The sequence below is a fragment of the Geomonas azotofigens genome, from assembly GCF_018919395.1.
Lineage (GTDB): Bacteria > Desulfobacterota > Desulfuromonadia > Geobacterales > Geobacteraceae > Geomonas > Geomonas azotofigens.
Genome location: NZ_JAHLME010000001.1, coordinates 59360 through 85279 on the forward strand (window position 1 = coordinate 59360; position 25920 = coordinate 85279).

31 protein-coding genes and 1 tRNA gene are annotated in these 25920 nt (G+C 59.2%); 21 read left to right on the forward strand and 11 right to left on the reverse strand.

From position 1 onward, the window contains the following. Positions 1 to 463 precede the first annotated feature (463 nt). The 5 genes from KOL99_RS00260 (at position 464) to KOL99_RS00280 (ending at position 5883) form a co-directional block, all read left to right on the forward strand. The gene (locus KOL99_RS00260; RefSeq protein WP_216508371.1) at positions 464 to 958 is read left to right on the forward strand and encodes a hypothetical protein; all 495 of its coding nucleotides are present in this window, start codon (positions 464 to 466) and stop codon (positions 956 to 958) included. Between the two features lie 246 nt (positions 959 to 1204). Next, the gene (locus KOL99_RS00265) at positions 1205 to 3583 is read left to right on the forward strand and encodes a peptidase U32 family protein (RefSeq protein ID WP_216508372.1); all 2379 of its coding nucleotides are present in this window, start codon (positions 1205 to 1207) and stop codon (positions 3581 to 3583) included. Positions 3584 to 3586: 3 nt separating this feature from the next. After that, positions 3587 to 4144 carry a hypothetical protein gene (locus tag KOL99_RS00270; protein ID WP_216508374.1) on the forward strand — a complete coding sequence of 186 codons (558 nt, stop codon included), beginning with the start codon at positions 3587 to 3589 and terminating at the stop codon, positions 4142 to 4144. After that, positions 4141 to 5022: an Hsp33 family molecular chaperone HslO gene (hslO, locus tag KOL99_RS00275; RefSeq protein ID WP_216508376.1), complete on the forward strand. Its 882-nt coding sequence runs from the start codon at positions 4141 to 4143 to the stop codon at positions 5020 to 5022. Before KOL99_RS00270 ends, hslO begins: the two co-directional genes overlap by 4 nt. A 180-nt stretch (positions 5023 to 5202) precedes the next feature. Continuing rightward, positions 5203 to 5883 (forward strand): cyclase family protein, encoded by a 681-nt coding sequence (locus KOL99_RS00280; protein WP_216508378.1) that lies wholly within the window; start codon positions 5203 to 5205, stop codon positions 5881 to 5883. A gap of 86 nt (positions 5884 to 5969) precedes the next feature. Here the strand turns inward: KOL99_RS00280 and KOL99_RS00285 are convergent, their stop codons facing one another. From KOL99_RS00285 to KOL99_RS00295, 3 genes are all read right to left on the reverse strand, one after another. Further along, a complete protein-coding gene (locus KOL99_RS00285; protein WP_216508380.1) occupies positions 5970 to 6446 on the reverse strand; it encodes a gap junction protein in 477 nt (158 codons plus the stop codon). Between the two features lie 195 nt (positions 6447 to 6641). Beyond that, on the reverse strand, positions 6642 to 7544 hold the full coding sequence (locus tag KOL99_RS00290; protein WP_216508382.1) for an RluA family pseudouridine synthase: 903 nt from the start codon (positions 7542 to 7544) through the stop codon (positions 6642 to 6644). Beyond that, positions 7541 to 8062, reverse strand: a complete 522-nt coding sequence (locus KOL99_RS00295; protein WP_216508383.1) for an NUDIX hydrolase — start codon at positions 8060 to 8062, stop codon at positions 7541 to 7543. Before KOL99_RS00295 ends, KOL99_RS00290 begins: the two co-directional genes overlap by 4 nt. 196 nt (positions 8063 to 8258) lie before the next feature. Between KOL99_RS00295 and KOL99_RS00300 the strand changes: the two genes are divergently transcribed. Further along, entirely contained in the window at positions 8259 to 8711 is a 453-nt protein-coding gene (locus KOL99_RS00300; protein ID WP_216508385.1) for an FKBP-type peptidyl-prolyl cis-trans isomerase, read from the forward strand. A 96-nt stretch (positions 8712 to 8807) separates the two neighbouring features. Here KOL99_RS00300 and KOL99_RS00305 read toward each other — a convergent pair whose 3' ends face one another. Beyond that, complete coding sequence (locus KOL99_RS00305) at positions 8808 to 9284, reverse strand: ferritin family protein (protein ID WP_216497573.1); 477 nt, start codon at positions 9282 to 9284, stop codon at positions 8808 to 8810. Between the two features lie 171 nt (positions 9285 to 9455). On the opposite strand from KOL99_RS00305, the gene KOL99_RS00310 reads away from it, so the two are divergent. The 5 genes from KOL99_RS00310 to KOL99_RS00330 all read left to right on the forward strand — a co-directional run bounded on the left by KOL99_RS00310 (position 9456) and on the right by KOL99_RS00330 (position 12090). Continuing rightward, on the forward strand, positions 9456 to 10340 hold the full coding sequence (locus KOL99_RS00310; RefSeq protein ID WP_216508387.1) for a complex I NDUFA9 subunit family protein: 885 nt from the start codon (positions 9456 to 9458) through the stop codon (positions 10338 to 10340). A 167-nt stretch (positions 10341 to 10507) separates the two neighbouring features. Continuing rightward, a complete protein-coding gene (gene nikR / locus KOL99_RS00315) occupies positions 10508 to 10927 on the forward strand; it encodes a nickel-responsive transcriptional regulator NikR (RefSeq protein ID WP_012531991.1) in 420 nt (139 codons plus the stop codon). A gap of 143 nt (positions 10928 to 11070) precedes the next feature. Next, positions 11071 to 11559, forward strand: coding sequence for a tRNA adenosine(34) deaminase TadA (tadA, locus tag KOL99_RS00320; RefSeq protein ID WP_216508389.1), 489 nt, complete (start codon positions 11071 to 11073; stop codon positions 11557 to 11559). Between the two features lie 89 nt (positions 11560 to 11648). Next, positions 11649 to 11909 carry a hypothetical protein gene (locus KOL99_RS00325; protein WP_216508391.1) on the forward strand — a complete coding sequence of 87 codons (261 nt, stop codon included), beginning with the start codon at positions 11649 to 11651 and terminating at the stop codon, positions 11907 to 11909. 93 nt (positions 11910 to 12002) lie between these two features. Further along, a tRNA-Ser gene (locus KOL99_RS00330) sits at positions 12003 to 12090 on the forward strand. Positions 12091 to 12211: 121 nt separating this feature from the next. Here KOL99_RS00330 and KOL99_RS00335 read toward each other — a convergent pair. Both KOL99_RS00335 and KOL99_RS00340 read right to left on the reverse strand, forming a co-directional pair. Then, positions 12212 to 12466 (reverse strand): PilZ domain-containing protein, encoded by a 255-nt coding sequence (locus KOL99_RS00335; RefSeq protein ID WP_216508393.1) that lies wholly within the window; start codon positions 12464 to 12466, stop codon positions 12212 to 12214. A gap of 154 nt (positions 12467 to 12620) precedes the next feature. Beyond that, a complete protein-coding gene (locus tag KOL99_RS00340; RefSeq protein ID WP_216508395.1) occupies positions 12621 to 13451 on the reverse strand; it encodes a mechanosensitive ion channel family protein in 831 nt (276 codons plus the stop codon). Positions 13452 to 14244: 793 nt separating this feature from the next. On the opposite strand from KOL99_RS00340, the gene KOL99_RS00345 reads away from it, so the two are divergent. From KOL99_RS00345 to KOL99_RS00355, 3 genes are all read left to right on the forward strand, one after another. After that, a complete protein-coding gene (locus KOL99_RS00345; RefSeq protein WP_216508397.1) occupies positions 14245 to 14382 on the forward strand; it encodes an entericidin A/B family lipoprotein in 138 nt (45 codons plus the stop codon). Between the two features lie 374 nt (positions 14383 to 14756). Further along, on the forward strand, positions 14757 to 15134 hold the full coding sequence (locus KOL99_RS00350) for a hypothetical protein (RefSeq protein ID WP_216508399.1): 378 nt from the start codon (positions 14757 to 14759) through the stop codon (positions 15132 to 15134). 858 nt (positions 15135 to 15992) lie between these two features. Then, on the forward strand, positions 15993 to 16130 hold the full coding sequence (locus KOL99_RS00355) for an entericidin A/B family lipoprotein (RefSeq protein WP_199390744.1): 138 nt from the start codon (positions 15993 to 15995) through the stop codon (positions 16128 to 16130). Between the two features lie 80 nt (positions 16131 to 16210). Here KOL99_RS00355 and KOL99_RS00360 read toward each other — a convergent pair whose 3' ends face one another. After that, positions 16211 to 16606 carry a hypothetical protein gene (locus KOL99_RS00360; protein WP_216508401.1) on the reverse strand — a complete coding sequence of 132 codons (396 nt, stop codon included), beginning with the start codon at positions 16604 to 16606 and terminating at the stop codon, positions 16211 to 16213. 432 nt (positions 16607 to 17038) lie between these two features. On the opposite strand from KOL99_RS00360, the gene KOL99_RS00365 reads away from it, so the two are divergent. The 4 genes from KOL99_RS00365 (at position 17039) to KOL99_RS00380 (ending at position 20420) form a co-directional block, all read left to right on the forward strand. Beyond that, complete coding sequence (locus KOL99_RS00365) at positions 17039 to 17203, forward strand: hypothetical protein (RefSeq protein WP_216508403.1); 165 nt, start codon at positions 17039 to 17041, stop codon at positions 17201 to 17203. Between the two features lie 82 nt (positions 17204 to 17285). Beyond that, positions 17286 to 17705: an arsenate reductase ArsC gene (locus tag KOL99_RS00370; protein ID WP_216508405.1), complete on the forward strand. Its 420-nt coding sequence runs from the start codon at positions 17286 to 17288 to the stop codon at positions 17703 to 17705. After that, positions 17702 to 18763 carry an ACR3 family arsenite efflux transporter gene (gene arsB, locus KOL99_RS00375; protein ID WP_216508407.1) on the forward strand — a complete coding sequence of 354 codons (1062 nt, stop codon included), beginning with the start codon at positions 17702 to 17704 and terminating at the stop codon, positions 18761 to 18763. The genes KOL99_RS00370 and arsB overlap by 4 nt, the downstream gene beginning before the upstream one ends. A gap of 391 nt (positions 18764 to 19154) precedes the next feature. Then, positions 19155 to 20420 (forward strand): glycosyltransferase family 87 protein, encoded by a 1266-nt coding sequence (locus tag KOL99_RS00380; protein ID WP_216508408.1) that lies wholly within the window; start codon positions 19155 to 19157, stop codon positions 20418 to 20420. 87 nt (positions 20421 to 20507) lie between these two features. Here KOL99_RS00380 and KOL99_RS00385 read toward each other — a convergent pair whose 3' ends face one another. Together KOL99_RS00385 and KOL99_RS00390 are read right to left on the reverse strand one after the other, a co-directional pair. Continuing rightward, a complete protein-coding gene (locus KOL99_RS00385; RefSeq protein WP_216508410.1) occupies positions 20508 to 20786 on the reverse strand; it encodes a hypothetical protein in 279 nt (92 codons plus the stop codon). Positions 20787 to 20827: 41 nt separating this feature from the next. After that, positions 20828 to 21115, reverse strand: a complete 288-nt coding sequence (locus KOL99_RS00390; protein ID WP_199396089.1) for a hypothetical protein — start codon at positions 21113 to 21115, stop codon at positions 20828 to 20830. Between the two features lie 296 nt (positions 21116 to 21411). On the opposite strand from KOL99_RS00390, the gene KOL99_RS00395 reads away from it, so the two are divergent. Next, the gene (locus KOL99_RS00395) at positions 21412 to 21648 is read left to right on the forward strand and encodes a hypothetical protein (RefSeq protein ID WP_216508412.1); all 237 of its coding nucleotides are present in this window, start codon (positions 21412 to 21414) and stop codon (positions 21646 to 21648) included. A gap of 119 nt (positions 21649 to 21767) precedes the next feature. After that, a complete protein-coding gene (locus KOL99_RS00400; RefSeq protein ID WP_216508414.1) occupies positions 21768 to 22097 on the forward strand; it encodes a hypothetical protein in 330 nt (109 codons plus the stop codon). On the opposite strand, the gene KOL99_RS00405 is transcribed toward KOL99_RS00400, so the two are convergent. Beyond that, the gene (locus tag KOL99_RS00405; protein ID WP_216508416.1) at positions 22098 to 23360 is read right to left on the reverse strand and encodes a glycerate kinase type-2 family protein; all 1263 of its coding nucleotides are present in this window, start codon (positions 23358 to 23360) and stop codon (positions 22098 to 22100) included. A 131-nt stretch (positions 23361 to 23491) separates the two neighbouring features. Beyond that, positions 23492 to 23890, reverse strand: a complete 399-nt coding sequence (locus KOL99_RS00410; protein ID WP_216508418.1) for a hypothetical protein — start codon at positions 23888 to 23890, stop codon at positions 23492 to 23494. A 271-nt stretch (positions 23891 to 24161) separates the two neighbouring features. Between KOL99_RS00410 and KOL99_RS00415 the strand changes: the two genes are divergently transcribed. Next, the gene (locus KOL99_RS00415) at positions 24162 to 25784 is read left to right on the forward strand and encodes a methyl-accepting chemotaxis protein (protein WP_216508420.1); all 1623 of its coding nucleotides are present in this window, start codon (positions 24162 to 24164) and stop codon (positions 25782 to 25784) included. Positions 25785 to 25920: the final 136 nt, after the last annotated feature.

A 25920-nucleotide genomic window follows, 5' to 3' on the forward strand; every position in this document is an offset into this window, starting at 1 on the left:
GTAGGGGCGAATAATCATTCGCCCGGCGCTCTTGCCTCACGGACGCTGCACATCCACAGGGCGATGGCGGAATAACGGCAGGGGCTAGGGGCTAGAGGCTGGCAAAACACCTCTCGCCCGCGTTCCCCGCCACCTGTAGGGGCGAATAATTATTTGCCCCGACGCTCTTGCCTCACGGACGCTGCACGTCTACAGGGCGATGGCGGAATAACGGCAGGTGCTGGGGGCTGGCAAAATCCTCTCGCCCGCGTTCCCCGCCACCTGTAGGGGCGAATAATTATTCGCCCAACGCTGTTGCCTCACGGAGGCGGCACGTCTACAGGGCGATGGCGGAATCAGGGCGAATGATTATTCGCCCCTACAGTGGACGGATGCCTCCGCGAGGCGACCGAACCTCCCTCCACTGGCGCCACAGCCGTTTTAAGATATCCTCTCCGGGTACCCGCATCTGAGGAGGTGCCCCATGTCCGTCCTGCGCCACGTGCTGATCCTGACGTTCGTCTTTGCCATCGCCGCCCCCTCCGCAGGTGCCCGGCGCGGCGGCCCCGCGCACGCCACCACCTCCGCCAGCGAACAGGAGGTGCTCAAGGACTTCGAATCCATCCTCGACCTCTGGCGCGACGGCAGGTATGAGGATCTCTACCTGCACACCAGCGGCGGCAAGGACGGCAAAGAGAAATTCGCCAGCCGGCTCGCCTCCGCGCCGCGCAAGCCCGCCTGCTGCTGGGAGAAGATGCAGGAGGCCAGGGTATCGCTGAAGAGCGGCACGAGCGCGGTGGTGCAGGCGCGGCTCGGCTTCGAGGCCAGCACCCCCGGTACCGAATTCGTCACCAAGACGATTCACCTGAAGAAGGAAGGGGCGACCTGGACTGTCTCGCAGTCGGACCTTTACTCACTGGCCGACCTTTCCTCCCACAAACGCAGGTACAAGTACCTCCCCATCCAGCCCAAGAAGTAGCAGCCCCCCCCGATCCACATCACCCCCTATTCATAGATAGCGCCCTCTCCCCCTGGGCGAGGGCAGGGGTGAGGGCGCTGCAACCGGCAAATCCCGTCTTCGTGGCGCGCCCCTCACCCGGCCTTCGCCCCCCCCTCCGGGAGAGCGAGGGATTAGCCCGGCGTTACGTTCTCCCCCGGAGGGCGAGGGCAGCATGGATCGACCTTGCCGCTTGACCCGTGTCACCCCTTCCGGTACTCTAGGCGAATGTCATTAAAACTAAACGGTACTGTCACCAATAAACCCGAATTGCTGTCCCCCGCCGGTTCGCTGGAAGCCTTTTTCGCCGCCATGGAGAAAGGCGCCGACGCGGTCTACGCCGGCTTGCGCGATTTCTCAGCCCGCGCCAAGGCCAAGAACTTCACCCTCTCCCAAATGGAGCGCATGACCGGCTACGCCCATGCCCACGGCAAGAAGGTCTACGTCACCCTCAACACGCTGGTGAAGGAAAACGAACTGCCGCTGCTGATCGACAACCTTGCCGCCCTGGAAGCGATGCGGGTGGACGGCGTGATCCTGCAGGACATGGCCGTGGCGCGCCTGGCGCGGGAGTTCTTTCCTGGCATCCCGCTGCACGCTTCCACGCAGATGACCATCCACAACTCGCTGGGCGTGCGCCAGCTCGAGGAGCTCGGCTTCGAGCGCGTGGTGCTGGCCCGCGAACTGCACATCGACGAGATCAAGACCATCGTGGCGGCGAGCCGCGCCGAGATCGAGTGCTTCATCCACGGCGCCCTCTGCTTCTCCATCTCCGGCCAGTGCTTCTTTTCCTCGTTCCTAGGGGGGCACAGCGGCAACCGCGGACGCTGCGCGCAGCCCTGCCGCCGCCAGTACAAGCACAAGGGGAAGGAAGGGTACTACCTCTCCACCAACGACTTCTCCAGCATCGAGATGATCCCGCAGCTCATCGAGGCGGGGGTCCATTCCCTCAAGATCGAGGGAAGGATGAAATCCGCGGAGTACGTGGCCAGCGTCATCGGCGCCTACCGCATGGTGCTGGACGCCGCACCTGGGCAGCACGCGGCCAAGGTGGCCGAGGCCAAGGAGCTCTTGAAGCTTTCCTTCGGGCGGGTGCCGACCAAAGGCTTCCTTGCCTCGCACAACCCGACCGACATCGCCACCCCCTCCATAAAAGGAGCGACGGGACGCTACCTCGGCGACATCAGGGAGATCCGCGGCAACCGGATCAGCTTCGACACCAAGGACGCACTGCACGTCGGCGACCGCATCCGCGTCCAGCCCAAGAGCGACATGGCCGGCCGCGCCTTCACCATCAAGGAGCTTTACCTGGGCGGCAAGAAGGTGATGAACGCCAAGGAAAACACCCTGGTCTCGACGCCGTCCCCCTTCCCGTTCAAGCTGGGCGACTCGGTCTTCAAGGTCTCCTCCGAGACCGCCTTCACCATGAGCGAGAACGCCTGCCTCAGGCGGCTGGAAGGGGTGAAGGGGGGGAGCATCCCCTGCCGGCTCACCCTCTCCTACCAGGACCAGAAGCTGAAGATCGACGCCAAGGTGCTCGGCAGCGACCTGTGCACCGAGTTCGAGCTGGGCGAACTGGAACCTTCCCGCACCAGCGACATGGAAGGGGTGCTGCGCGCTCAGTTCGCCAAGAGCGGCGACACCCAGTTTACCCTGGCCTCGCTTTCAGCCCCCGGTTTTCCGGCGCTGATGATCCCTCCCCCCGTCCTCAAGGACATCCGGCGCCGCTTCTACGCCTGGTTATCCGAGCAGTCGCTGGGCGCGCTCAAGGACAGGAGCGCGCAGAACCGGGAAAAGGCGCTGGCTAGCCTGGTCGGTAAGCGGCCGGTGCCGGCTCGCGGCAAGGAAGAGCTGGCGGTAAAACTTGAGCATGTCAAGGAGTGGCACGAGCTGCACCGCGATCTGGTCGACACGGTGGTGCTGCCGGTCTCCAAGGCGAACCTGCACCAGTTCGGCCCCTTCGCCCGTAAGTTGAAGGGAAGCGAGCACAAGGTGATCTGGCAGCTCCCCTTCATCATCTTCGAGGCGGACCTCCCCTTCTACCTGGACGCTGTCCAGGGTATCCTGCGTGCCGGCTTCAAGCGTTTCGAGCTCACCAACCTGTCCCACTTCCAGTTCTTCAAGGGAACCGACGCGGAGCTGAACACCGACTACCGGCTCTTCTCGCTGAACAGCCAGGCGCTCCTCTGCTGGCAGGAGCTGGGAGTGTCGCGCGCCACGCTCTACATCGAGGACGACCGCGCCAACCTGGCGCAACTCCTCTCCTGCGACCTGAAGATCAACCGCGGCGTGCTTCTCTTCGCGCCGGTCCCGGTGATCACCTCGAAGATCGCCATCAAGGATATGAAGGGGGACGCGCCGCTCGCCTCCGACCGCGGCGATCTCTACTCGGTCAAGGTGAAGGACCACCTCACCGTGGTGAGCGCGCAGACGCCGTTCGCCCTGACCCAGTACCGAAACGACCTGCGTGGGCTCGGCTGCGGCAGGTTCCTGCTCGACCTCTCCGCGCTGCAGCAGCAGGAACGCGAGCGGGTGCTGGAGGCGTACCGCAAGGGGGTCGCCGTACCGGGCGCATCCGAATTCAACTTCAACACCGGACTGGTGTAAGCAATGGGGATCATCGACACGATCAAGGGGAGGATCCAGGATCGGCTCAACGATCCCGCCTTCATGGGGCTGGTGCAGGAGCAGAGCCTCAAGGATCTCCTGCTGCGCCGGGAATTCCGCATCACGCAGGAATACCTGCAGCGCGAGTTCCTGGACAAGGCGCTGGACGACGAGCTGGTGGAATTCAGGCTCGGCATCGAAAACGGTTACTGCGAGCTGTCCGGGAGACTGAAGAAGCGGCTGGTTCCCTTCGCCATCCCCTTTTCCGCCAGCTTCACCATAGAGGGGATCGAGTTCAGCGCCGCGCGCAAGTGCGTGTTCCTGAAGCTCGGGCCGGTCTCGCCGCTTGACCTAGACTGGCTCACCAGGAAGGTGGTGCAGAGGATACCGTCATTGAGCATGATGGGAGAGCTGCTGGTGTGCGACCTGAACCAGGTGCCGCGCCTGGCCGAGCTGTTCGCCCACCGGGTGAAGGGGATCAGCATCTGGGATTACATTACGTTGAAAGAGCTCTGGCTTAAGCGGGGCGAACTAGGAGGAAGGGTGGGGGTGGTTCTATGACAGATTATCTGGTGCGCGCGATTGCCAAGTCCGGGGCGGTGAGGGCCCTCACCTGCGTCACCACCGGCACGGTCAGCGAAGTCTGCCGGCGCCACGGCACGCTCCCAACGGCTACCGCCGCGCTGGGACGCTCCCTTACCGCCGGGGCCCTGATGGGGGCCATGCTGAAGACCGGCCAGCGGGTCGCGCTGCGCTTCGAGGGGAACGGTCCGCTGAAGAAGATCGTCATCGAGGCCGACAGCGACGGTAGCGTGCGCGGCTACGTGGGCGATACCAAGGTGCACCTGCTTCGTCCCGACGGCGCCCTCGACGTCCCCAACGCCCTGGGGCGCGCTGGCTTTCTCACCGTCGCCAAGGACCTTGGACTGAAGGAACCGTACCGCGGCACCGTCCAGCTTTACACCAGCGGCATCGCCGAGGATCTCGCGCTGTACCTGGTGGAGTCCGAGCAGATCCCTTCCGCCGTCGGCATCGCCGAGTTCATCGAGCAGGACGGCGCGGTCGGCGCGTGCGGCGGTTTCATGATCCAGGCCATACCGCCGATCGATCCCCTGGTGATCGAAGAGCTGATGGACCACATCGAGAAGCTCCCCCCCTTGAGCGAGTTGCTGCGCGGCGGCAAGACGCCCGAGGAGATCATGGAGATGCTCCTGTCCGGCATGGAGTACAACATCCTGGAGAAGCGCGCCATCGGGTTCGCCTGCAGTTGCGGCAGGGAGCGTATCGAGCGGGTGCTCTTGTCGATGGGGAAGAAGGAACTCACCTCCATGCTCAACGAGCAGCACGGCGCCGAGGTCACCTGCGAGTTCTGCGGCGAGCGCTACCACTTCAGCGCAGCCGACCTCGAGCGGCTGATAGCGGAAGTAGAGCCGGCCTAAGGCCCACCCCTCAAATGCATTAACGCAAAGGCGCCAAGACGCTAAGCAGCAAAGGGAAAACACATAATACTTTGTAGGTTCTCTTGGCGCCTTTGCGGCTCTGCGCCTTTGCGTTAAGCCGTTTCTTTCATCTGCGTTATACTTGCCGGTGCCGCTTTCACATTAAGCCGGAGGTATCCTATGAGAATCCACGATATCAGCGTCGCGCTGTCACCCGATCTCCCCTCCTACCCGGGGGACCCCTCCGTTACCGTCGAGCCCTGGCACCGCATCGCCAAGGGGGACTCCGCGAACCTTTCCCGCATCACGCTCGGCACCCACTCCGGCACTCACATAGATCCCCCTCGCCATTTCAACGACGCGGGCATCACCGTTGACGAGATCCCGCTCGACCTCCTCATCGGCCAGGCACGGGTCGTGGAGATCCCCAACGCCAAAAAGATCGGCCGCGACCAACTGGAACCGCTCGAGTTGAAGGGAGTGGAAAGGCTGCTGATCAAGACCGGCAACTCGGAGTTTTGGGGCGAGAAGGAGTTTCGCAGCGACTTCGCCGCGCTGACAGTGGAGGGGGCGCACTACCTGCACCACCTGAAGGTGAAACTGGTCGCCGTCGACTACCTGTCGGTGGAACCGATGGACGGGGACGGCGAAGTGCACCGCATTCTTTTGAATGGTGGCATCCCCGTCATCGAGGGGATCAACCTGGCCGGCGTTCCGGCCGGATATTACCAGTTGATCTGCCTGCCGTTGAAACTGAAGGACGGCGACGGCGCGCCGGTCCGGGCGCTTTTAGTCGAGAGTGCCGATGCTGCCGCGCAGCAACCTTTCGATCCGCACACAAGCAGATGGCCGCTTTCGTAACAGGTCACCGTCAGCGATAAAAAAAGGGAGCGGTTCCTCAGGAGCCACTCCCCTTTTTTCGTTAAGGCCGGCGGGTCCCGAACGATTTACAGAGCCTTCTTCTTGCAGCACTCTTTCTGGACCGGCTGGTCCGCGGGCGCCTGGTCCTGCTGCAGCTTCGCGCACTTGGCGCACCCCGCAACCGGAGCAGCCTGCGCACCTTTCATCTTCTGGCACTTGTCACATGCAGGCTGCGCGGCGGCACCGGCTGCGCCCTTCGCGCACTTGTCACAAGCCGGCTGAGCAGCGCCCCCCTGCTTTGGGCAATTGGCGCAAGGAGCGGCACCCTTTTCGGCGGCAGCCGCTTTCGGGCAGTTGGCGCACGGGGCGGCACCCTGCTCGATGGCAGCCGCCTTCGGGCAGTTGGCGCACGGCGCCTGCTGCTGGACCTGCTGGGCCTGCTGCATCTTGGCGCAGTTGCCGCAGCCGGGTTTAACCGCTTGCTGCTCGTCACCCCACACCGCCAGGGCTCCCGCCACCAGCAATACCACCGGAAACAGCGCAATCAACAACGTCTTCTTCATAAAACCCTCCCTTGTATAAATCCCTGCCCTCATGTGGGGCTGTTGTTGCAACGCATGACCTTCCTGTAGGGGCGAATAATTATTCGCCCGCCTCTGTCGCACCGGAACCTCTCTCGCAACGTCCATCGGTTGGGCACCGACGGCTGGGCAAATGATTATTTGCCCCTACAGCACGAGCCGGTCAAAACTGCCACGTTATTCCGCCGGCTGCTCCTGCTGCTCGAACGCCCCAACTTTCGGCGCTGCCTCCAGGAACTCCGCGTCGGGCGCCGCCACCGCCTCGATGATCTTGCCGCGCGGGCCTGTGAAGCGCATGGCCCGGCAATGCAACATCATCCTGCTGGCGGGAATCCCCCCGTAGCTCTCGTCGCCGATGATGGGGAACCCGGAATGGGCCAGGTGCACGCGGATCTGGTGAGTACGCCCGGTGAGCGGCTTCGCCTCGATGGCGGTCACGCCGCCCCCCTCGCCCATGACATTGAACACGGTGCGTGCCGGTTTTCCCCTCATCGACACGCCGTAGCGGAACTTGCTGACCTTGTCCAGCGGCGCATCCACCTTCCAGCTCTGCTGGTCCGGCGAACCCGACACCAGCGCCCAGTAAGTCTTCTGGACCTTCCCCTCCTTGAGGAGGTTGGAGATCAGGGTCGCGGCCTGCTTGTGCTTCGGAAAGAACATCACGCCGCTGGTGCCGCGGTCCAGCCGGTGCACCACGCGGGAGGGATCCCGCAGCCCGATGCTCTTCATGTAGCACTCGACCGCGTACTCGACCGTCCCCTTCAGCTGGTACGGGGTGCGCTGGCTGTTCACGCCAACCGCCTTGTACACGGCCAGGAAATCCTTGTCCTCGTACAGGAGCTCGTGTTTCTGGTACACCAGGTCGATGCAGCGCTCCGCTTCCATCAGCCCCAGAGCGACCTCGTCACCCTCCTTCACCTGGCGCGACGCCACCCGGACCAGCACCTGGTTGATGTTGCACCCCCCCCAGTCGATGACCCGGCGGATCTCCCCCTTGGAGAGCTGGGGAAACAGCAGCTTCGCCGCATCGTCCAGCCTGAGTCCCGCCTGTTCCGCGTCTATCCGTGCCGTGAGTATCATGCCAGGTGCCTCCGGGCGCGCAACAGCGCAACGATGGTCTTGCCATCGGTGATGCCGCCGTCCACCGCCATCGCCAGCGCCTGCTCGAACGGTATCTTCTGGCAGGAGATTTCCTCGTATGCTTCCGGTGCCGCCTCTCCCTGGGAAAGGCCGGTGGCGAGGTAGAGATGCACCACCTCGTCGAATACCCCGGGGGAGGGATGAACGACGCCAAGGGAAACGATGCTCCGAGCGATCAGTCCGGTTTCCTCCATCAACTCGCGTGATGCGCACAGTTGCGGATCTTCACCCGGCGCGAGCCGCCCGGCCGGGATTTCCAGCAGGAAGTCCTCCACCGCTGGACGCAGTTGCCGGATCAGCGTCACACAGCCGTCGTCGTGCAGCGCGAGCACCCCGGCGCCGCCGGGATGACGGACCACCTGGTAGGTGTACCACCCCTGGTCGCCGATGAGCACATCCATCTGCTCGATGCCGACCACGAGGCCGTTGAAAAGCGTTGCCCTGTTCTTCGTCTCCATTAATCCCCCAAGGCTAGATACATACCATTTCCGTGATGGATTTGACAAAAGATAAATTCCATGGCAACCAAAGCAGCCGAAACGGCAAGGCGTGAGGGTCCCCGGCAGAACTCAGAAGCAATTAAACGGTGGATTAAGTTGCGGTCATCTGGTACCCTCTGAAGCTTATGTTCAAAATAATGCGAGGTGAACAAAAATGGCACAAGCTAAAGACGGGGACCGCGTAAAGGTTCATTATACAGGGAGACTGGACGACGGCACCGTGTTCGACTCCTCCGAGTGCGGCGAGGATGATTGCGGTTGCGGCCACGGTCCGTTGGAATTCATCATCGGCTCCGGTCAGGTCATTCCGGGTTTTGATGCGGGGGTCAAAGGGCTTTCCGTCGGCGAATCCAAGACCATCCACATTCCCGTGGACGAGGCCTATGGCGAGCGGATGGACGAGATGGTGGCGGTTGTACCCCGCGGCGACCTCCCCCCGGAGATGAACCCGGAAATCGGGCAGCAGCTGGAAGTGACCCAGGAAGACGGGCAGGTGTTCAACGTGATGGTGACCGAGGTGACCGACGCAACCATCACCATCGACGCCAACCACCCGCTGGCCGGCCAGGCGCTCAACTTCGACCTCAAACTGGTCGAGATCCTTTAAAAGCCGCCGAACCCAATAGCAGCAGAAGCAATAAAAAATCCCCTCCCGGAAAGGAGGGGATTTTTTGTATCCCGGTGCGGCTTGAAGCGGCCGGACCTAGTTCTCGGTCATGAAGTGCTGCTCGTACAGGTCTTCCAGTTCCTGGAGGTGCCGGGACTCGTCCGCCAGCATCTTTTTGAAGAGGACCGCCATGGGCGCGCCCTCGCAGCCGCGGGACATCCGGTCGTAGAAGTCGATGGAACCCTTCTCGAGGTGGATGGCGTAGGCCATGGCGTCGCGTGCCGTGGAGTCCGGGCGGAGTTCCTTCTTCGGCAGGACGTAGTCGAGGTTCATGGTCGGCACCGGCCGGTGCAGTCCCTCGCCTCCCTTCATCTCCCCTTCAACCAGCGCCTTCTCCAACTGGTGCTTGTGCTCCAGCTCGTCGAACGCGGCCTCCTTGATGATCTGACGGGCAGCCTTGTCCTTAACGATGCGAAGCGCGGCAAGATAGGCGCGGAATCCCTCGTTCTCCATCTGGGCGGCCATTTCGATCGCAGCTTCAAATGTGTAACAGACATCACCTTGCTCAGCCATGGCGGGTCTCCTCTAGTCTTTGTTGTGAAAGGCTTTTTAACACAAGAAACGCCTGAGCACAAGATTTTGTATACACCTTGTGACCTAAATGGAGATTCCCATAACACCTGCTACACTATCGGCTGTTGTTATGAGTTCTGGGAACTGGTACTAGAGGGGACGGAGGCGAGCATGTTGATCTTTTTGGCTGGCGGCACGGGTTTTGTGGGAGGACATGTAAGAGAGGCGCTGCTGGCGCGTGGGCACAGCTTGAGGCTGCTCGTGCACCGCAGAAGCCTCGGCACCAGGGAACCCGACGTCGAGGAAATCGTGGGCGACGTCACCAAGCCGGAAACGTTCGAGGAAGCCGTGCGCGGCTGCGATGCCACCATCAACCTGGTGGGGATCATCAGGGAGTTTTCCGGGCGCGGGATCACCTTCCAGCGTCTGCACGTCGAGGCCACCGGGAGCATCCTGGCCGCCGCCAAGAAGAGCAACGTGCGGCGCCACCTGCAGATGTCCGCGCTGGGCACCCGCCCCGACAGCACCGCCCGCTACTTCAAAAGCAAGTACCAGGCGGAAGAACTGGTGCGCCAATCGGGACTCGATTACACCATCTTCCGCCCCTCCATCATCTTCGGACCCAAGGATGAGTTCATCAACCTGCTGGCGGGCTACATGCGCACCTTCCCGGCCATGCCCGTGATCGGCGATGGGGAGTACCAGCTGCAGCCGATTTCCGCCGACGACGTCGCCCGCTGCTTTGCCGATTCCCTGGAGAAACCCGAAACCATAGGGGAACAGTACGAGCTGTGTGGGCCCGACCGTTACAGCTACAACGAACTCCTCGACACCATCGGCCGTGTTATCGGCAAGAGCCACGTCACCAAGATAAAGAATCCGCTGTCACTCATGCGGCTGGTCGTGCCCTTGTTCGAGGGCTTCTCCTTCTTCCCCATCACATCCGATCAGATAGCCATGCTGGTGCAAGGCAATGCCTGCGACGGCAGTTGGCGCAAGACCTTCCATTTTGAGCCGGTCAACTTCGAGCCCGGCATCCGCAGCTACCTCAAATAAGTCAAAGGCCGCTTTCACGCAAAGCCGCAAAGGCGCAAGGACTAGATACCACGCAAGGTCTTGGCGTCTTCGCGGCTTTGCGTCTTTGCGTTCAGGTTTTGAAGCCCGCCTTGCCTCTCTGCTCCAATTCACGTATAGTAAGGCACTTTTTTGAAGGAGGGTCATGCATGGGCGAGACAGTGAGATTCGGCATTTCCATGGACGACCAGTTGCTGGAGAGCTTCGACCGGCTCATCGAACAGAAAGGGTACGCCAACCGTTCCGAGGCGATCCGGGACCTGATCCGTGCCGCCCAGGTCGAACTCGACTGGGAGGAAGGAGAAAAGGAAGGCGTCGGCACGGTGACCCTGGTCTACAACCACCACGTGCGCGACCTCTCCGACAAGCTCACCGAGCACCAGCACGCCCACCACGACCAGATCATCTCCGCGCTGCACGTCCATCTCGATGCCCACAACTGCCTCGAGGTCCTGGTGGTGCGTGGCAAGGCCCGCGACGTTCGCCGCATCGCCGATGAACTGATCGGCGTGAAAGGTGTCAAGCACGGCAAACTCGTCATGACCACCACCGGCGAAGGACTGCATTAACCGCGCGTTCTACGTTCTACGTTCTAGGTTCTACGATCAGCCCCCGTCGCCGTCCCCCTTTTATGTCGGTACCGCGTCCCCGCCCCCGGAGGGGGAGGGTCAGGGAGGGGGAAACAAGGTCACCATTTAGAGAAGAAGACCGCATGACAAAAGACGACCACTACTGGATGGGCAAGGCCATCGACCAGGCCAGAAAGGCCGAAGCCATCGGCGAGGTGCCGATCGGTGCCGTGATAGTCAAAGACGGCGCCGTGATCGCGCGGGGGTATAACCTGCGCGAGAGCAAACAGGACCCCTCTGCTCACGCCGAGATGATCGCCATACGCAAGGCGGCGAGGAAACTCGCCAGTTGGCGCCTCACCGGCGCCACCCTTTACGTCACCCTCGAACCCTGCACCATGTGCATGGGAGCCATCATCCTCTCGCGCCTGGACCGGGTGGTCTTCGGAAGCTACGACCCCAAAGGGGGCGCGGCCGGTTCCCTGTACGACTTCTCCGACGACAAAAGGCTCAACCACAGCGTCGTTCTCACCCCCGGCGTGCGCGGTGAGGAAACCTCCAGCATGCTCTCCGCTTTCTTCGTGAAGTTGCGCGCCCAGAAGAAGCGGGAACGGTTGTCCTCCAATAGCTGAAAAAAAAGAGAAAAAAGCCCTAAACCTTTTTCGCCCCCAAGCCGAAAGTTTAAGACATCCAATCTCTTTTTCGGCTTTGAGAGGGGCCTATGCAAATAGAAGAAATCACCCCCAATTCCATCATGGCCACGCACCATGAGATAACCCGGCTGGCGGCCTACACCGAGGAGCTGCTGCAGGGGACCATAGCGTCGGAAGATCATTCGCGTCACAAGCTCACCGCCGTGCTCAGGGTTTTCAGCGAGCTTGGGCTGATCTGGCGCGTTCTCTCGGAGATAGACACCCGCGGCGTCCTGACCAAGACGCAGCGGCAATTTTTGCAGGATTTCTATGCCGGGCTCACCTACTGAAGTGGCGGTGCCACAACAGGGTTGAATTTCTCTCTGGAATGAGGTATATCTTTCTGCTCTGAGGAGTCTGCTTCCTCTGACAACAGCAAATCCGGAGAGATGTCCGAGTGGTCGATGGTGCCTGACTCGAAATCAGGTGTACCGAAAGGTACCTAGGGTTCGAATCCCTATCTCTCCGCCAGTAAAAACAAGAGGTTACAGATTTTATCTGTAACCTCTTGTCCATTGCGGATAGTTTATGTGGTCTCTGGTGTGGCCTCTGATGGCTCGGCTAGACGTCAAAAACGATTCAATTTCACTTTTTAAAAATGTAGGGTCTTTTCAAACCTCAATCCCATCCCCGTGCTCGTCAACCTAACCACCTTCGCATTTATGCCGACGGTGGGAGTGTCGTTGATTGTAAGTGCCACCATGTCGTTTATGTGCATCTTGGTAGCCGCCGACACAAAGGCACCATCAACGCTGACATTCTCCACTTGCCCCTCGATGTCGTGATTATTCCAACGAATGTATGCCTTCGCACGAAAGTCAAGTCTGGCAGAAGTTCTTTTCTCCATGTGGCGGCCTCCTTCATTTGAGAGGTACCCTGTCTCGCAATGGGTGAACAATGTCAAGAACGATTCGGCTGATATGGTCATGTTAATCGAAAGGCAGGGGATCATGACTCTCCGCCCCCCCTGCCTTCAAACCTGAATGTTAATCTCCTGCGGTTTATGAGGTTGGGGTGTTCATTGAATTCACTAGCACCAACTGTGCTGGCATGGGGGCAGGGAACCCGGCTGTAGCAAGGCTTTCACGGATGGTTCGGTTGCCGTCGAAATAAACCTGCCAGTAGTTATCGTTATGACAGAATGGACGAACAGCCAACACAGGTCCAACCAGCGTGAATTCCAGAATTTCTACCTCCACTGGCGGTTGGGATAACACGTTGGGTACGGTTGCCAGTTTGCCCCGTAGTAGTTCCATCGCAGCAACATGATCGGCACTACCGGCCAGTTGGCATTTCAATTCAACCCTCCTAAATGGATTCGCAGTGTAGTTCTGGATATTGTCGCTGAAAACCTTGCCGTTACCAACCATTGTTAATACATTGTCTGGGGTGTTTATTGAGGTGACGAAGAGCCCGATTTCTCTAACAGTGCCGGTCACCCCACCTACTGTCACGAAATCACCGACCTTAAAAGGATGCAGCACTACGAGAAAGATCCCTGCTGCAAGATTCGAGAGCAGCCCACCCCAAGCAGCGCCGATGGCAATACCTATACCAGCCACCAACGCAGCAAAGGTGGTGGTTTGGATTCCGCAGTAACCAAGTATGGCGACGACTAAAATTATGTTCAGCGTGACGGCTACGAAATTTCCGATGTAGCGCATCAGAGTGGCGTCGACTTTTTGCTTTTCCAAAACACCTTGAAGCATGCGCCCCACCAGTCCAATCAACCAGCGCCCCACCAACCAGAAAATAATTACTGCAATGATCTTGGTCCCGAATTCTGTGGCGTAAGTGACCGCAAGCTGTTGGTACTGACCCATGCTTTCCATAAGGACCTCCGTTAGGTGATGTTCGTGTGCCGTCAATAGGTTGCCAGTTCCTCAACCTGAGCTAACACAAAGTCTCACAAGCTGCGATTTAACGCAGGTAAGTGTACGGCGGGGAAGAAATTTTACAAGGTTCCATCATTGTGACCATTTGCGCTGCCAGTCCAGTCGGGCAAGTGACTCTACTTTAATAGCCCCAGCGGATTGAGGGATGTGCATTATGAGACAATTTCAATCTCTACTCGTTTTCTGATAGTTTCTCACGATATGTTTCATGCAGAAGTGGTCTGCGATGAACCTGATCCTTGTTGTTGCACTTGTTGTCCTTTTAGTGGGCTTCTTAGCGGTACTGAAGGCTAAGTCGCCTCCAGGTGACTGGGCAATTAGCAGCGCAGTCGTACAGGAGTTCTAGCAAGTATGGAAGAAGGCCAGACCGAAAAATCAGTAAGGGAGCAGGGGGAAAGAATGGAAGGGGCAGGATAGGTTAGCTTTGGTTGGCTTGATTGCTATCACTCGTTTCTAGCGTAACCTGAGACAACAGGATGCCGCAGTGCTTTAGGACCTCACTGTACAGCTCTTGGGAGTGGCAGTCTACGGCAAGACCATGTATTAGGCACTTGTCCTTGAGGTTCTCTGTGCACAAGTTTCAACTGAGTCAAGTCATGTAGCACTACTCATTTAACCTAAATCCGAAGCGTTGTTTTGGTATAATGAAGGAAGCTGTGCCAGTGCGAAACCTTGTGCGTGAGACGAGTAGAGAGGGAGTCTCGCAACGCCCCCAAGAGAGGAGAGAACGATGAAACGGAAAATAGCAGCTGCTGTAGCCGTAATCCTCGCCTGCATGTGGACCCTGACCGGGTGCCACACGGTCAAAGGCTTTGGCGAGGACCTTCAGAGCGGTGGTAGAGCAATTGAGAAGTCCTCAGGGAGATGATCCCCAAAGGCCGGTCCATATGACCGGCCTTTCTTTGCGACCTTCCCTGCCCAAACCGTCAACCCCGTCTCGCACTTTAGCGGGTCCCCCCTTCCCACTCTCCATTGCGCATCAACTGTTCAAGCCTTGCCCCCGTGTTCAAAATTAGATTTTTTAAATTTTTTAGCTATTTACCCGCGGCGTGGGGTGGAGGCGTGTGCACGCGGAGTACATCCAAAGATGAAAACAACGTTCAAAAGACCAGACCGCACAACGAAGATGAACAGTTAAAATCAATAAATTGGCATTCATTCACAGAAAAGCCCCGAACTTGGCACGACGGGTGAAATGATCTCGTACAGGAGTTCAACCACACCAAGACACGGAGGTAAGCCATGGACGAGTACATTTTCAAATCAACCGGTCCGGATGCCACCTACATGGCAAATGTCAACATCTTCTTCCCCGTCCTGTTCAACCTGGACATCTTCAAGAGCGCATGGCCCGAGCACAAGTTCGGTTCGCAGAGCGTGCTGCTAAACGAAATGGACTGGTACCGGCAGATGTTCGAGGGCGGGCGCACAGGGAACCGGCTGCACATAGCGGCTCGGAAGTCCGCGCGTGAGAACCTCAGTGGGCGCATCCAAAAAATCTTGCGGTACGCATCGGTTATGGCAGATGAAAACGATTTGAATGCGCTGCTCAATTCGGGCGTCGTCATCTACAAGACCAGAAAGAAAGCCCGCAGAACTGCAAAGCCGGTTCAATCGTAAACGTCCAGGAGGTTGTGCAGTCGCTTCAGCCCCGACCGCCGCTCTAACATCCTTTATTGCTCCAAACCACCCCGACGGAACCCGGGCCTATTTCAGGTCGGCATTCCCGTCGGGGTCTTTTCGTTCCTAGCCCGGCCTCCAATGCTCATCCAGACCTTCTCGCCTCTCTCAAGCCATCGAAAAAACCGACAACTGCTGCTTTTACTAATGTAAGGGTGCGTTCAAAATAAAGGAGGTCTGTTGCCTCTAATGTAAGAGTGTTATCAAATTAAAGCAGGTCTGTTATTTCCAACGTAAGACGTGATCAAATAAAGCAGGCCCGCGGATGCCAAACGCGAAGGTATAAATCATCAAGACGCCCCGTCACCCACACCTTCCTATCGCCGCCGAAAATGATATTCCCACCTGCAAATCTCTCATCTACCCGAATTTTTCTTGAAATGGGTCCTGGCGTAGTCCATGACACACGCGTACAGGCTAGTGAGCAGGGATAGCCGTTAATGAGATGCTTCGCTCAAATCAACCAGGACCATGTTTAAATTCCTAACGACCTGCTTTATTTCAACGACGGTCTTACGTATCTTAGCTGCCACCTCGTTCATTTGGCCGCTGACTACCATCCGTCCCTCACGAGGTCGCCTCCCGTATAACCGCACGGCTATCGGGGTGACAACACCCTCGACTATTTTTACGGGAAGGACTTCCGCAGTAGACTCTCTCGATAAAATTTAACCGTGCGATCGTGTGCAGTTACCTGCGCAGGCGCTAAATTTGCGATCTTTGCGCGGCCGTGATAACATTAACTGTCACCAATCCAGCTACGGTTACTTCTGCTAAAACAGAAAGGAGGCGGACATCATGAAACGCAAAATTGCTACTGCAGTCATGCTTACTCTGACCAGCATCTGGGCTCTCGCCGGGTGCCACACCGTCAAGGGGGTCGGCCAGGACATGCAAAGCGGTGGGAAGGCCATCGAGAATTCCTCCGGCCGATAGTTTCGTCGCGCGCCGAAACGAAAAGGCCAGTCTCTTGGGACTGGCCTTTTTCTATTGGTGTGCCGCTGTTCGCTGCAGGGTTACTTTTGCACCGCACGCGCCACTCGCCCGCGTATGGCAAAGGCGAGCCGGGCCAGACGGCGGTGCGGGTAACTCGGATCGATAATCGGTATCCCTTCCCGGCAGGTAACCAGCCCCTCCGCCTGCGCCCTCTCGAAACAGTCGTGTGCCGCATTCCTGAGCGTGTCGAAAAAGAAGATCGCGGAGATCATGGCGTTGTAACAGGTGACGCCGAGCACCTCGTGGGACATGAGGCCGCCCAAGTATCCCCCCAGCGCCACCAGGGCGACATAGGGCGCACTCACCAACGCCGTGTAGAAGAGCAGCGTCGCCCGCGCCCGGATTGCTTCCTTGGTGAGCCGCACTCCTTCCCAGGGATCTTCTTCTTCGAAGGTATAGTACTCTCGTTCGCGCACAACGTCCTCCTGCGGCTCCGGAAACGGGTAAGTCCGCCCCGGTAGGTTTACGAATTATCTCCAAAGTAAAATCCCCTGTCAATGGGTGTCGAGTAACCAGCGTTGGGCGCGGTTATCCCCAGAAAACCGATTGTTACAATCTCGACAAGCCTCTTCCTTGCCCGCCGCCAGCATCCCAATTCCCTCGCCGGAGAGCCCCACCAGTTCCCTATTCACAGGCCGGGTGCCCAATCCACGCGCCGCGTCCGCGCCATCAGGCATGTTACGCCTGGGTAACGAATCCACAGCGACATCCACGTTATCAACAGGTGAAAACGACACCCCGCAGACCTCTGTTTCTTCAGGTGGATTTTCACCTGTCTGCAACACGACTGCAACATCGGCGCGCTAGCATGGGCGCACTAAAAAAGAGAGAAGAAAAGGAGAATGACCATGGAACTTTTGGCGGTAGGAGACAGCTATATCTGGTACTGCGACTGGTGCGACACCAAGAACGTGACCCCTTGGGTAAGAGCCAAGGGAAATGAAGTCTGCTGTGCCGCGTGTCACAAAAATTACGCGGCCGACGGGAAGGAAAGGCCGACGCGGGGGCTGTAAGTTCTGCCGTGGTGACCTTGACCATTTGTGAATTCACAGATATAGTCGCAGCCGTGAAAAATGAAGTTGCAGGAGAAGCCACATGCCTAAAAAGAAGATCCTGTTCCTTTGCACCCACAACTCCTGCCGCTCCCAGATGGCGGAGGGACTGGCCAACCACCTCCTGGGCGACCGGTTCGAAGCCCGCTCGGCGGGAACCGAGGCGACCCGCGTCAACCCCTTGGCCATCAAGGTCCTGGCCGAAATCGGGATCGACATCTCCGGGCACCGATCCAAGACCCTGGATGAGTTCGACGGCGAGAGCTTCGACTACGTGGTGACCTTGTGCGGGGACGCCAACGACAAATGCCCACTGTACATCGGCGGCACGCAACGCGACCACCGCGGCTTCGACGATCCCTCGCGCTGCGTCGGCAGCGAGCAAGAGGTGCTGTCGGAGTTCCGCCGCGTGCGCGATGAAATCAAATCATGGATCCTGGAATACTTCGGAGGAGGCTCATGAGCGAACATCTTTCCCGCAAACTGTCCTTCCTGGACCGCTGGCTGACCCTCTGGATCTTCACAGCCATGGCCGTCGGCGTCGCCATCGGCTACTTCGTCCCCGGGGTGGAATCCTTCATCAACCGCTTCCAGGTCGGCACCACCAACATCCCCATCGCCTGCGGCCTGATCCTCATGATGTACCCTCCCTTCGCCAAGGTTCGCTACGAGGAGATGCCCGAGGTATTCAAGAACAAGAAGGTGCTCGGCCTCTCCCTGGTACAGAACTGGGTCATCGGGCCGGTACTGATGTTCGTGCTCGCCATCGTCTTTCTCCCGGACAAGCCGGAGTACCTGGTCGGACTCATCATGATCGGCCTCGCGCGCTGCATCGCCATGGTGATCGTTTGGAACGAATTGGCCAAGGGGAACACGGAGTACGCGGCGGGGCTGGTGGCGTTCAACAGCATCTTCCAGGTTCTCTTTTACAGCGTCTATGCCTGGTTTTTCATTACCGTCCTCCCCCCTTATTTCGGCCTCGCCGGCAGCACGGTCGAGGTCAGCATCAGGCAGATCGCCGAGAGCGTCTTCATCTACCTCGGCATTCCCTGCATCGCCGGCGCGGTCACCAGGCTGATCGGCGTCAAGGCTCTTGGGGTGGAGCGCTACCACCGGGAAGTCGTGCCGCGCATCGGCCCGATCACCCTGGTCGCACTTCTTTTCACCATCGTGGTGATGTTCAGCTTGAAAGGAAGCCTGATCGTACAGCTCCCCCTCGACGTGGTCCGGATCGCCATCCCCATGCTGATCTACTTCGTGGTCATGTTCCTGGTCTCGTTCTACCTCGGCAAGAAGCTGGGGGCCGACTACTCCAAGACCACCACGCTCGCCTTCACCGCCGCCAGCAACAACTTCGAACTGGCCATCGCGGTGGCCGTGGCGGTCTTCGGCCTCAATTCCGGCGCGGCCTTCGCGGCGGTGATCGGGCCGCTGGTCGAGGTGCCGGTGATGATCGCTCTGGTCAACGTAGCCTTCTGGCTCCAGCGGCGGCATTTTGCAGACGAGGCACAGGTTAGCTGAGGCAAATCCAACAAGGAGGAGAAGCGGCATGGAACAGTGTCAGATGAAACAGGAAAGTTGTGGGGCGGTCGAAGCGCGGGTACTGGAACTGGTTGCCATAGGAGCCTCCATCGGCTCCGGCTGCGACGAGTGACTGGACTACCATCTTAAAGCCGCCCGTGAGGCAGGCGCCACAACTGCGGAGATAAGCAGCGCGATAAAGATGGCCCAAAAGGTGCGCCAGGTGCAGGTCCGCAGCGCCGAGAAGTTCAACCGGAGGATCGACGGTTTGGTAGCGGAACTGTCCGGCACGTAGGGATTCCCGGGACAGCAGGGAGTGTACGATCCGCTAGCATTGTGCAATTCTACCGGTGGCTCCGTAAAGACCGAACACACTTTAACAGGAGTGGTAATGAAGAGAGTGACATGGGCGCTCATCGCCATAATACTCGTGTGTGGTAGTTACTCGGCGTGGGACAAATACGAAACGTCTATCGCTGTTGATTTTTACCAAATGTGGGGGATTGGCAGTGCTATGAAAGCAAGCGACCACTCCTTGCCCGCCCCTTATTTTGCAAAAAGCCAGTACGGAAAGATTCTTGATGCAATAAGCGAAGCAACTCCCGACGAACGGCTGCAGGTTGCCAATAAAACAAATCACCAACTTTACGACTATGGGTTGGAACCGACGGCCACACCGCTACTCTTTACGCTTTTCGCCCTTTTCCCGCAAAATTATTCCCAGTCCTACGGTACATTTCTGGCTTGCGACCTTTCTTTGTTTGCTTTTTCCATAGTCCTTTTATTCAAGCGGTTTGATTCGTTGTCGACGTTTTTGGTCCTGCTATTTGCCATTATTCTATATGAGCCTTTTCGCTCCGACTTAAACCTTGGCAACCTCAACCTGTTTCAGTTTAGTGCTGTTTCCATCGGGCTTTACTACTTCGAAAAGGTCAGATCTCATGAGGCGAGTTTTGCATCCCGTTGCATTTTCCTGGCTTTAATCGCATTTGGCACACTCATCAAGCCGAACCTCGCACTGATTGCCACTACCTTTGCGGCACCCCTTTTATTACTCAACCGACGAGAGGAAATCATCAGATTACTGGCCACACTCGTCACTTCAGTTATTTTATTGTTGGCAATACCCTGTATCTATTTTAAATCCTTTACCGTATGGAGCCAATGGCTGCAATACATCACAACTGCAGGTAAGCTTAACTTCGGTTTATTCAGCGGCAATTTGTCCACTACTGCAGTTATCGCTTTCGTTTCAGGGCAACCCTCCGACAGCATTAAAATTGTTGTCCTGGTGCTGTGTGCGATATTCGGCATTGTTGCAATGTTTTGCTCCACACGCCGGTCACTCAGGTGTCTGCTGGGCGGTTCCGATTCGAGCATCGCAGTTGCGATGATAGTGACGTTAGCTATCTCGCCTCTGGTCTGGTGGCATTATTACCTGATACTGTTGGTCCCGATCATTTGGCTCGTTAACGTCAGGCCAAGATTCTCAGTACACTCCGCTTTGGCTGTACTGTCGCTGCTGCTGGCTTCTAACATGGTATCGCTCTTCGACAGGAACCTGTACTTGTACAACGTCTACATAGTCCCTAGCTGCTGGATCCCCCTAATCATCGGCGTACTTCTGACATGTCGAGCACAAGCTCGAGGCATATAATCTCCGGCCTCCCGGAATTTCCTGATGAACCAGTAAAAAAGGGGGCATCCGGTGGGATGCCCCCTCTCTGCTCTGCCAGAAGAGAGCCTATTTGCCGCCCAGCGCCGTCTTCACCTTCTTCAGGGTGTCGATGTTCTTCTGCAGGCCGCTTACGTTTTTCTCCATTTCGGTGATGGTGGTGCCCAACTGGGCCACGCTGCCGATCACGCCCCCGCTGCCGGCCGCGCGCTGCAGCAGTTCGCTCCCCAAGTCTCCCATCTGGGCGCTGGCCCGGTGCTCGGTGATCGAGCCGCTGAGATACCCTGCCACAAAGACCACGGCGAAGGCCGCGACCCGCAAGCTGTAGACGACGCTTTTCTCTTTCATGTCGGTTCCTCCCCTATGGCCCAGTCACTGCCCGTTGTCGGCTACTTTTTCTTCTCTTTCTTCTCCGGCTTGGCTGCACCGTCCTTGGCCTCGATGCTGGCGGCTTTCATGGTGTACATGATGGTTACCTTGCTGCCGACTTTCACATCGCCGGTCACCTTGGTGTCCTTGTCCTTCGCGATCTGCCACTTTTCGCTTCCCTTCTGAACTACGATCATGTCGTCCTTGACTTCGAGTACCGGACCGGTCACCTGGTAGCTCTTGGGAGCGGCATAGACGGTGCTGGCGGCAAGCAGAGTGATTCCCGTTAAGGCTGCGATGAGTTTCATCAGTGGTTCCTCCTTGAGTGTTGTGACTATGCAAACGGTAAATTGATAGCACCTTGGCGACGCAAGTCAAACGCCGGCAAGGACATCGCGCCCGTGCTGCCGACCCAGCCCTCTCTTAGGATTTCACCTCATTTGCGGTACCGAGAGCAGCAAATCAGGTACGTTATGGTGCACCGCGCTGAGTCACCAAGTCACGTCACCTAATCAAATCAAGTTGTTACATAATTTTTCAAAACTGGCACGACTGATGCTATAAGAGGGAAGAAGTTCAACTCATCCTTTTAGGAGATTCTCAAATGAAAAAGATCGTATCTTCCGTAGTTGCTGCTCTCGTTGCTGTTGCTTTCGCTGGTGTTGTTTTCGCTGCTGACGCTGCTCCGGCTGCTGCCCCGGCTGCAGAAGTGAAGAAAGAAGAAAAAGCTCCGGTTAAGAAAGCTGCCAAGAAGAAAAAAGCAAAGAAAGCTGCTAAGAAAGCCGAGAAGAAAGAAGCTGCTCCGGCTGCTGCTCCGGCTGCTGCCCCGGCTGCGAAGTAATTCAGGTTTCACCTGTAGCATCAAAAAGCCGCCCGTTGATCGACATCGGGCGGCTTTTTTAGTATCACACCGTAGAGCAGCGACTTGGCCCCACATCGGGGGCGACTCAGGGGTGTAGCATGCGCAAGGTCCTCAATGCCGGGCAGGGATGGGTAACTGCGGGATATGTGCTGGTCGCGGTGCTCGGGTATGTCGACTACCTGACCGGCGACTACTCTCTGCTGATCTTTTACCTCGCCCCGGTGTCCCTGGTCGCCTGGCAGGGAGGGAGGCGCGGGGCGATCCTGGTTTCGCTGCTCGCCGGCCTGGCGCGCTACATCTCCGACTACTACAGCCACTCCGCCTTGACCTTCAAACCGTGGCAGTCGCTGGAGGACACCGCGCTCATCGTCGCGGTTGCCTTCCTGGTGCTGGTGATGAAGAAGCTGATGACCGAGAGCCGCGCCTGATCAGCCGGTGATGAGAATGGCCCTGAAATCGTTCACGTTGGTGAGCGTGGGGCCGGTCACCAACGTCTCGCCCAGCGCCTCGAAGAAGCCGTGACCATCGTTGTCGTCGAGGCTTCGCTTGGGGTTGATCCCCATCTCCCACGCCCGCCGCAGCAACTCCGGCCCCACAAAGGCACCAGCCACCTCTTCCTGGCCGTCCACCCCGTCGGTATCCCCCGAGAACGCGTAGATTCCCTGTTCACCCTCGAGCGCGAGCGCGAGCGCCAGCAGAAATTCCACATTGCGTCCGCCGCGCCCACCGCCGCGCACGGTCACCGTGGTCTCCCCTCCCGACAACAGGACGCAGGGTGGGCCGAACGGTTGCCGGCGCCGCGCCACCTGCAGCGCCACGGCGGCAAGCGCCTTGGCCACCTCCCTTGCTTCCCCTTCGATCCGATCACTCAGGATGTGCGGCGTGACACCCCGCCCGTGCGCGACACGCGCCGCGGCTTCCAGGGCGGCCTGCGGCGTGGCGATCAGCCGGAACTGCGCGCCCCGCAGGCGCGGGTCATCCGGCTTTACCGACTCCCCGGCTCCCGAGGCGAGGCAGTCGCGCAACGGTTCGGGCAAGGAGATGCGGTAACGCTCCAGTATGGCGAGCGCGTCGTGGCAGGTGGTGGCGTCGCCTACCGTGGGGCCGGAGGCGATGTCGGCGGGATTGTCGCCGGGAACGTCGGAGATGGCGAGGGTTAGGACGCGCGCGGGGTGACAGGCGGCGGCGAGCCTCCCCCCCTTGATGGCCGACAGGTGACGCCGAACGCAGTTGATCTCGGAGATGGTGGCCCCGCACCTTAAAAGTTCCCGGCTGAGCGCCTGCTTTTGCTCCAGGGTCACTCCCGGCAGAGGAAGGGGCGTCAGCGCGGAGCCGCCGCCGGAAATCAGGCAGAGAACCAGGTCGTCGCCGCCAAGCCCCCGCACCAGTTCGAGCATCCGCGCCGCCGCCGCACAACCCGCCTGGTCGGGGACGGGATGGGCCGCGCTCACCACCTCGATGCGGCGGCAGGGGACCTCGTAACCGTAGCGCGTCACCACGAGCCCGGCATGGATCTCGCCGCCCCAGGCATCTTCGAAGGCGCGCGCCATGGCGGCCGACGCCTTCCCCGCCCCGATTACCACCAGCTTTCCTTTCGGGGGCTCCGGAAGGTGGCACGGCACGCAGCACTCGGGACGCGCCGACTGGACGGCGGCTTCAAACATCTGCTGCAACAGTTCGCGCGGCTCCATCATTCCTCCGTTGGGCGTCAAGTTCCTCGATAGATACAACATCGCGGCGCGCGACGCAACGACAACCCTTGGAAACGACGAGGGCCCGCGGGATATCCCGCGGGCCCTCGCGCCGTGTCACGCTTGGGTTCCTAATACTGCTCTCTCTTGATCCAGCCGTACTTCTCCCCGGCGTAGAAATGTCCGTGGCAGGAATACGGTCCGCTGTTGTAGATGTCCACGACCAGCACCTCGCCGCACACCGGGCAGGGAGGGGTCGTTGTCTCCCTGTTCTTCGCCTCCTCCCTGAGATCCTCGAGCTGGCTTTCCAGCATCTCGATGCGGGCGACCAACTCACGGTCCAACAGGTGCTCCAGGCAGCCCTGCACGCCGCAGCGCTCCTCCCTGCCGTCCACCAGCACCGGGTGCTGGCACTCGGTACAGCTGCAGTCCACCTGGAAATTGCCACAAAGGGCGCAGCGGTTCTCCTTGATCTCCGGCAACGCGAAGCACCCCGGAGGGTAAATGTAGCTCAAAATCGACCTGGCCATGACTCCTCCTCCCCCTCGGCGGCCATCCGCCGCGATAACTGCTTGTCCCCAGGAAACGGCAACGACACAATGATTAAAATCCTGCCATAAAAAATTCACAATGCAAAATTCGTCACCCCGGCGTCTCCCACCGCCGACGTGACGGGGCATTCCCGACACGGGCGACAGGGGGGGGGGAATCGAAGGAGCCCCTTCGAAATGACTGATTTGGCAGCGGGAAAGGGATCCGAAGAGGGACGGTATCGACCTGATACCCACGAGGAGGACCAGGATGCTGTCAAGACTCAAGGTTGGAACCAAAATGCTTTCCGCTTTTCTGTTGGTCGCGGTGATAAGTGCGGTGGTCGGCGGCATAGGTGTGCTGAAGATCCACCAGATCGACGACGCCGACACCCGTCTCTACGAGGGGATCACCGCCCCGTTGGCGGATGTCGCCCAGATGTCCATCTCTTTCCAGCGAGTCCGCATCAACCTGCGCGATTTCGTGGAGGCGAAGGAGGAGGGCGGCCGGCAGGAAGCGCTCGCCATGGTCAACAAGCTGCGCAAGGAGATCGGGGATCGGTCAGCTGTTTTCGAGAAAGCCCTCGATACCGTCGAGGAGCGCCAGCGCTTCGCCGAGTTCAAGGAATCCCGCAAGATCTATGGCGGCTACATCGACCAGGTCACCGGGCTCGTGCACGCGGGCAAGGTCGAGGAGGCTATGGCTCTCATGCACGGGGACGCCAAGAAGGCCGCCCTGCACGAACAGGAACAGCTCAACAAGCTGATGGAGCTGATGGAAAAGCAAGGCAAAATCGCGTCCGATGACAACACGAGGACCGCCAACGCCGCCGTCCTGGTCATGTATATCCTGGTGATCGCCGCCATGGTGGTGGCCGTCGCGTGCGGCCTCGTCATCACCAGGATGATCACGCGGCCGCTGCATGCCGCCGTGGCCGCGGCCAGCGCCATCGGTGCCGGCGACCTCACCGTCTCCATCGAGGCGACCTCGGCCGACGAGACGGGGCAGCTCATGGACGCGCTGAAGGCGATGGCGGAGAACCTGCGCCACACCATCGGCAAGGTCGCCGACACCTCAGCCCAGGTCGCCTCGGCCTCGACCCAGTTGCACGCGACCTCCGAGCAGATCGCCACCGGCGCCGAGGAGGTGGCGGCCCAGGCCGGCACCGTGGCCACGGCGGGGGAGCAGATGTCGGCAACCTCCTCGGACATCGCCAGCAACTGCCAGATGGCTGCCGAGGGGGCGAAACGCGCCTCGCGGACCGCCCAAAACGGTGCGGAGGTGGTCGAAAGAACGGTCACCGTGATGGGCCAGATCGCCGCCAAGGTGCGAGACACCTCCAAGACCGTCGAGAGCCTCGGCGAGCGCAGCGACCAGATCGGGGCCATCATCGGCACCATCGAGGACATAGCGGACCAGACCAACCTGCTGGCCCTCAACGCTGCCATAGAAGCGGCGCGCGCCGGCGAACAGGGGCGTGGTTTCGCCGTGGTCGCCGACGAGGTGCGCGCCCTGGCCGAAAGGACCACGAGGGCCACCAGGGAAATCGGCGAGATGATCAAGGCGATCCAGAACGAGACCAAGGGGGCCGTCATCGCCATGGAGGAGGGTGTGCACCAGGTCGAGGCCGGCACAACCGAGGCGGCCAGGTCCGGCGGCGCGCTGAAGGAGATCCTGGAGCAGATCAACGACGTGGCCATGCAGATCCACCAGGTGGCGACCGCGGCCGAGGAGCAGACCGCCACCACCAGCGAGATTTCCAGCAACATCGTGCAGATAACCCAGGTCGTGCAGCAGACCTCGCAGGGGGCGCAGGAATCGGCCACGGCCGCCGCGCGGTTGCACACCAACTCCGAGGAACTGCAGCAGTTGGTGAAGCAGTTCCGGCTTTAGCACGCGAAAAGAGGAGCCGGGGAATTCTCCGGCTCCTCTTTTCGCTTTCAACGGAGACCGCACCGTCTCAGTAAAGATCATTTCCCGATCACAGTCCCTCCCCCTTCTCCCTTCTTTTAGTTTTCAAGTTTTCATA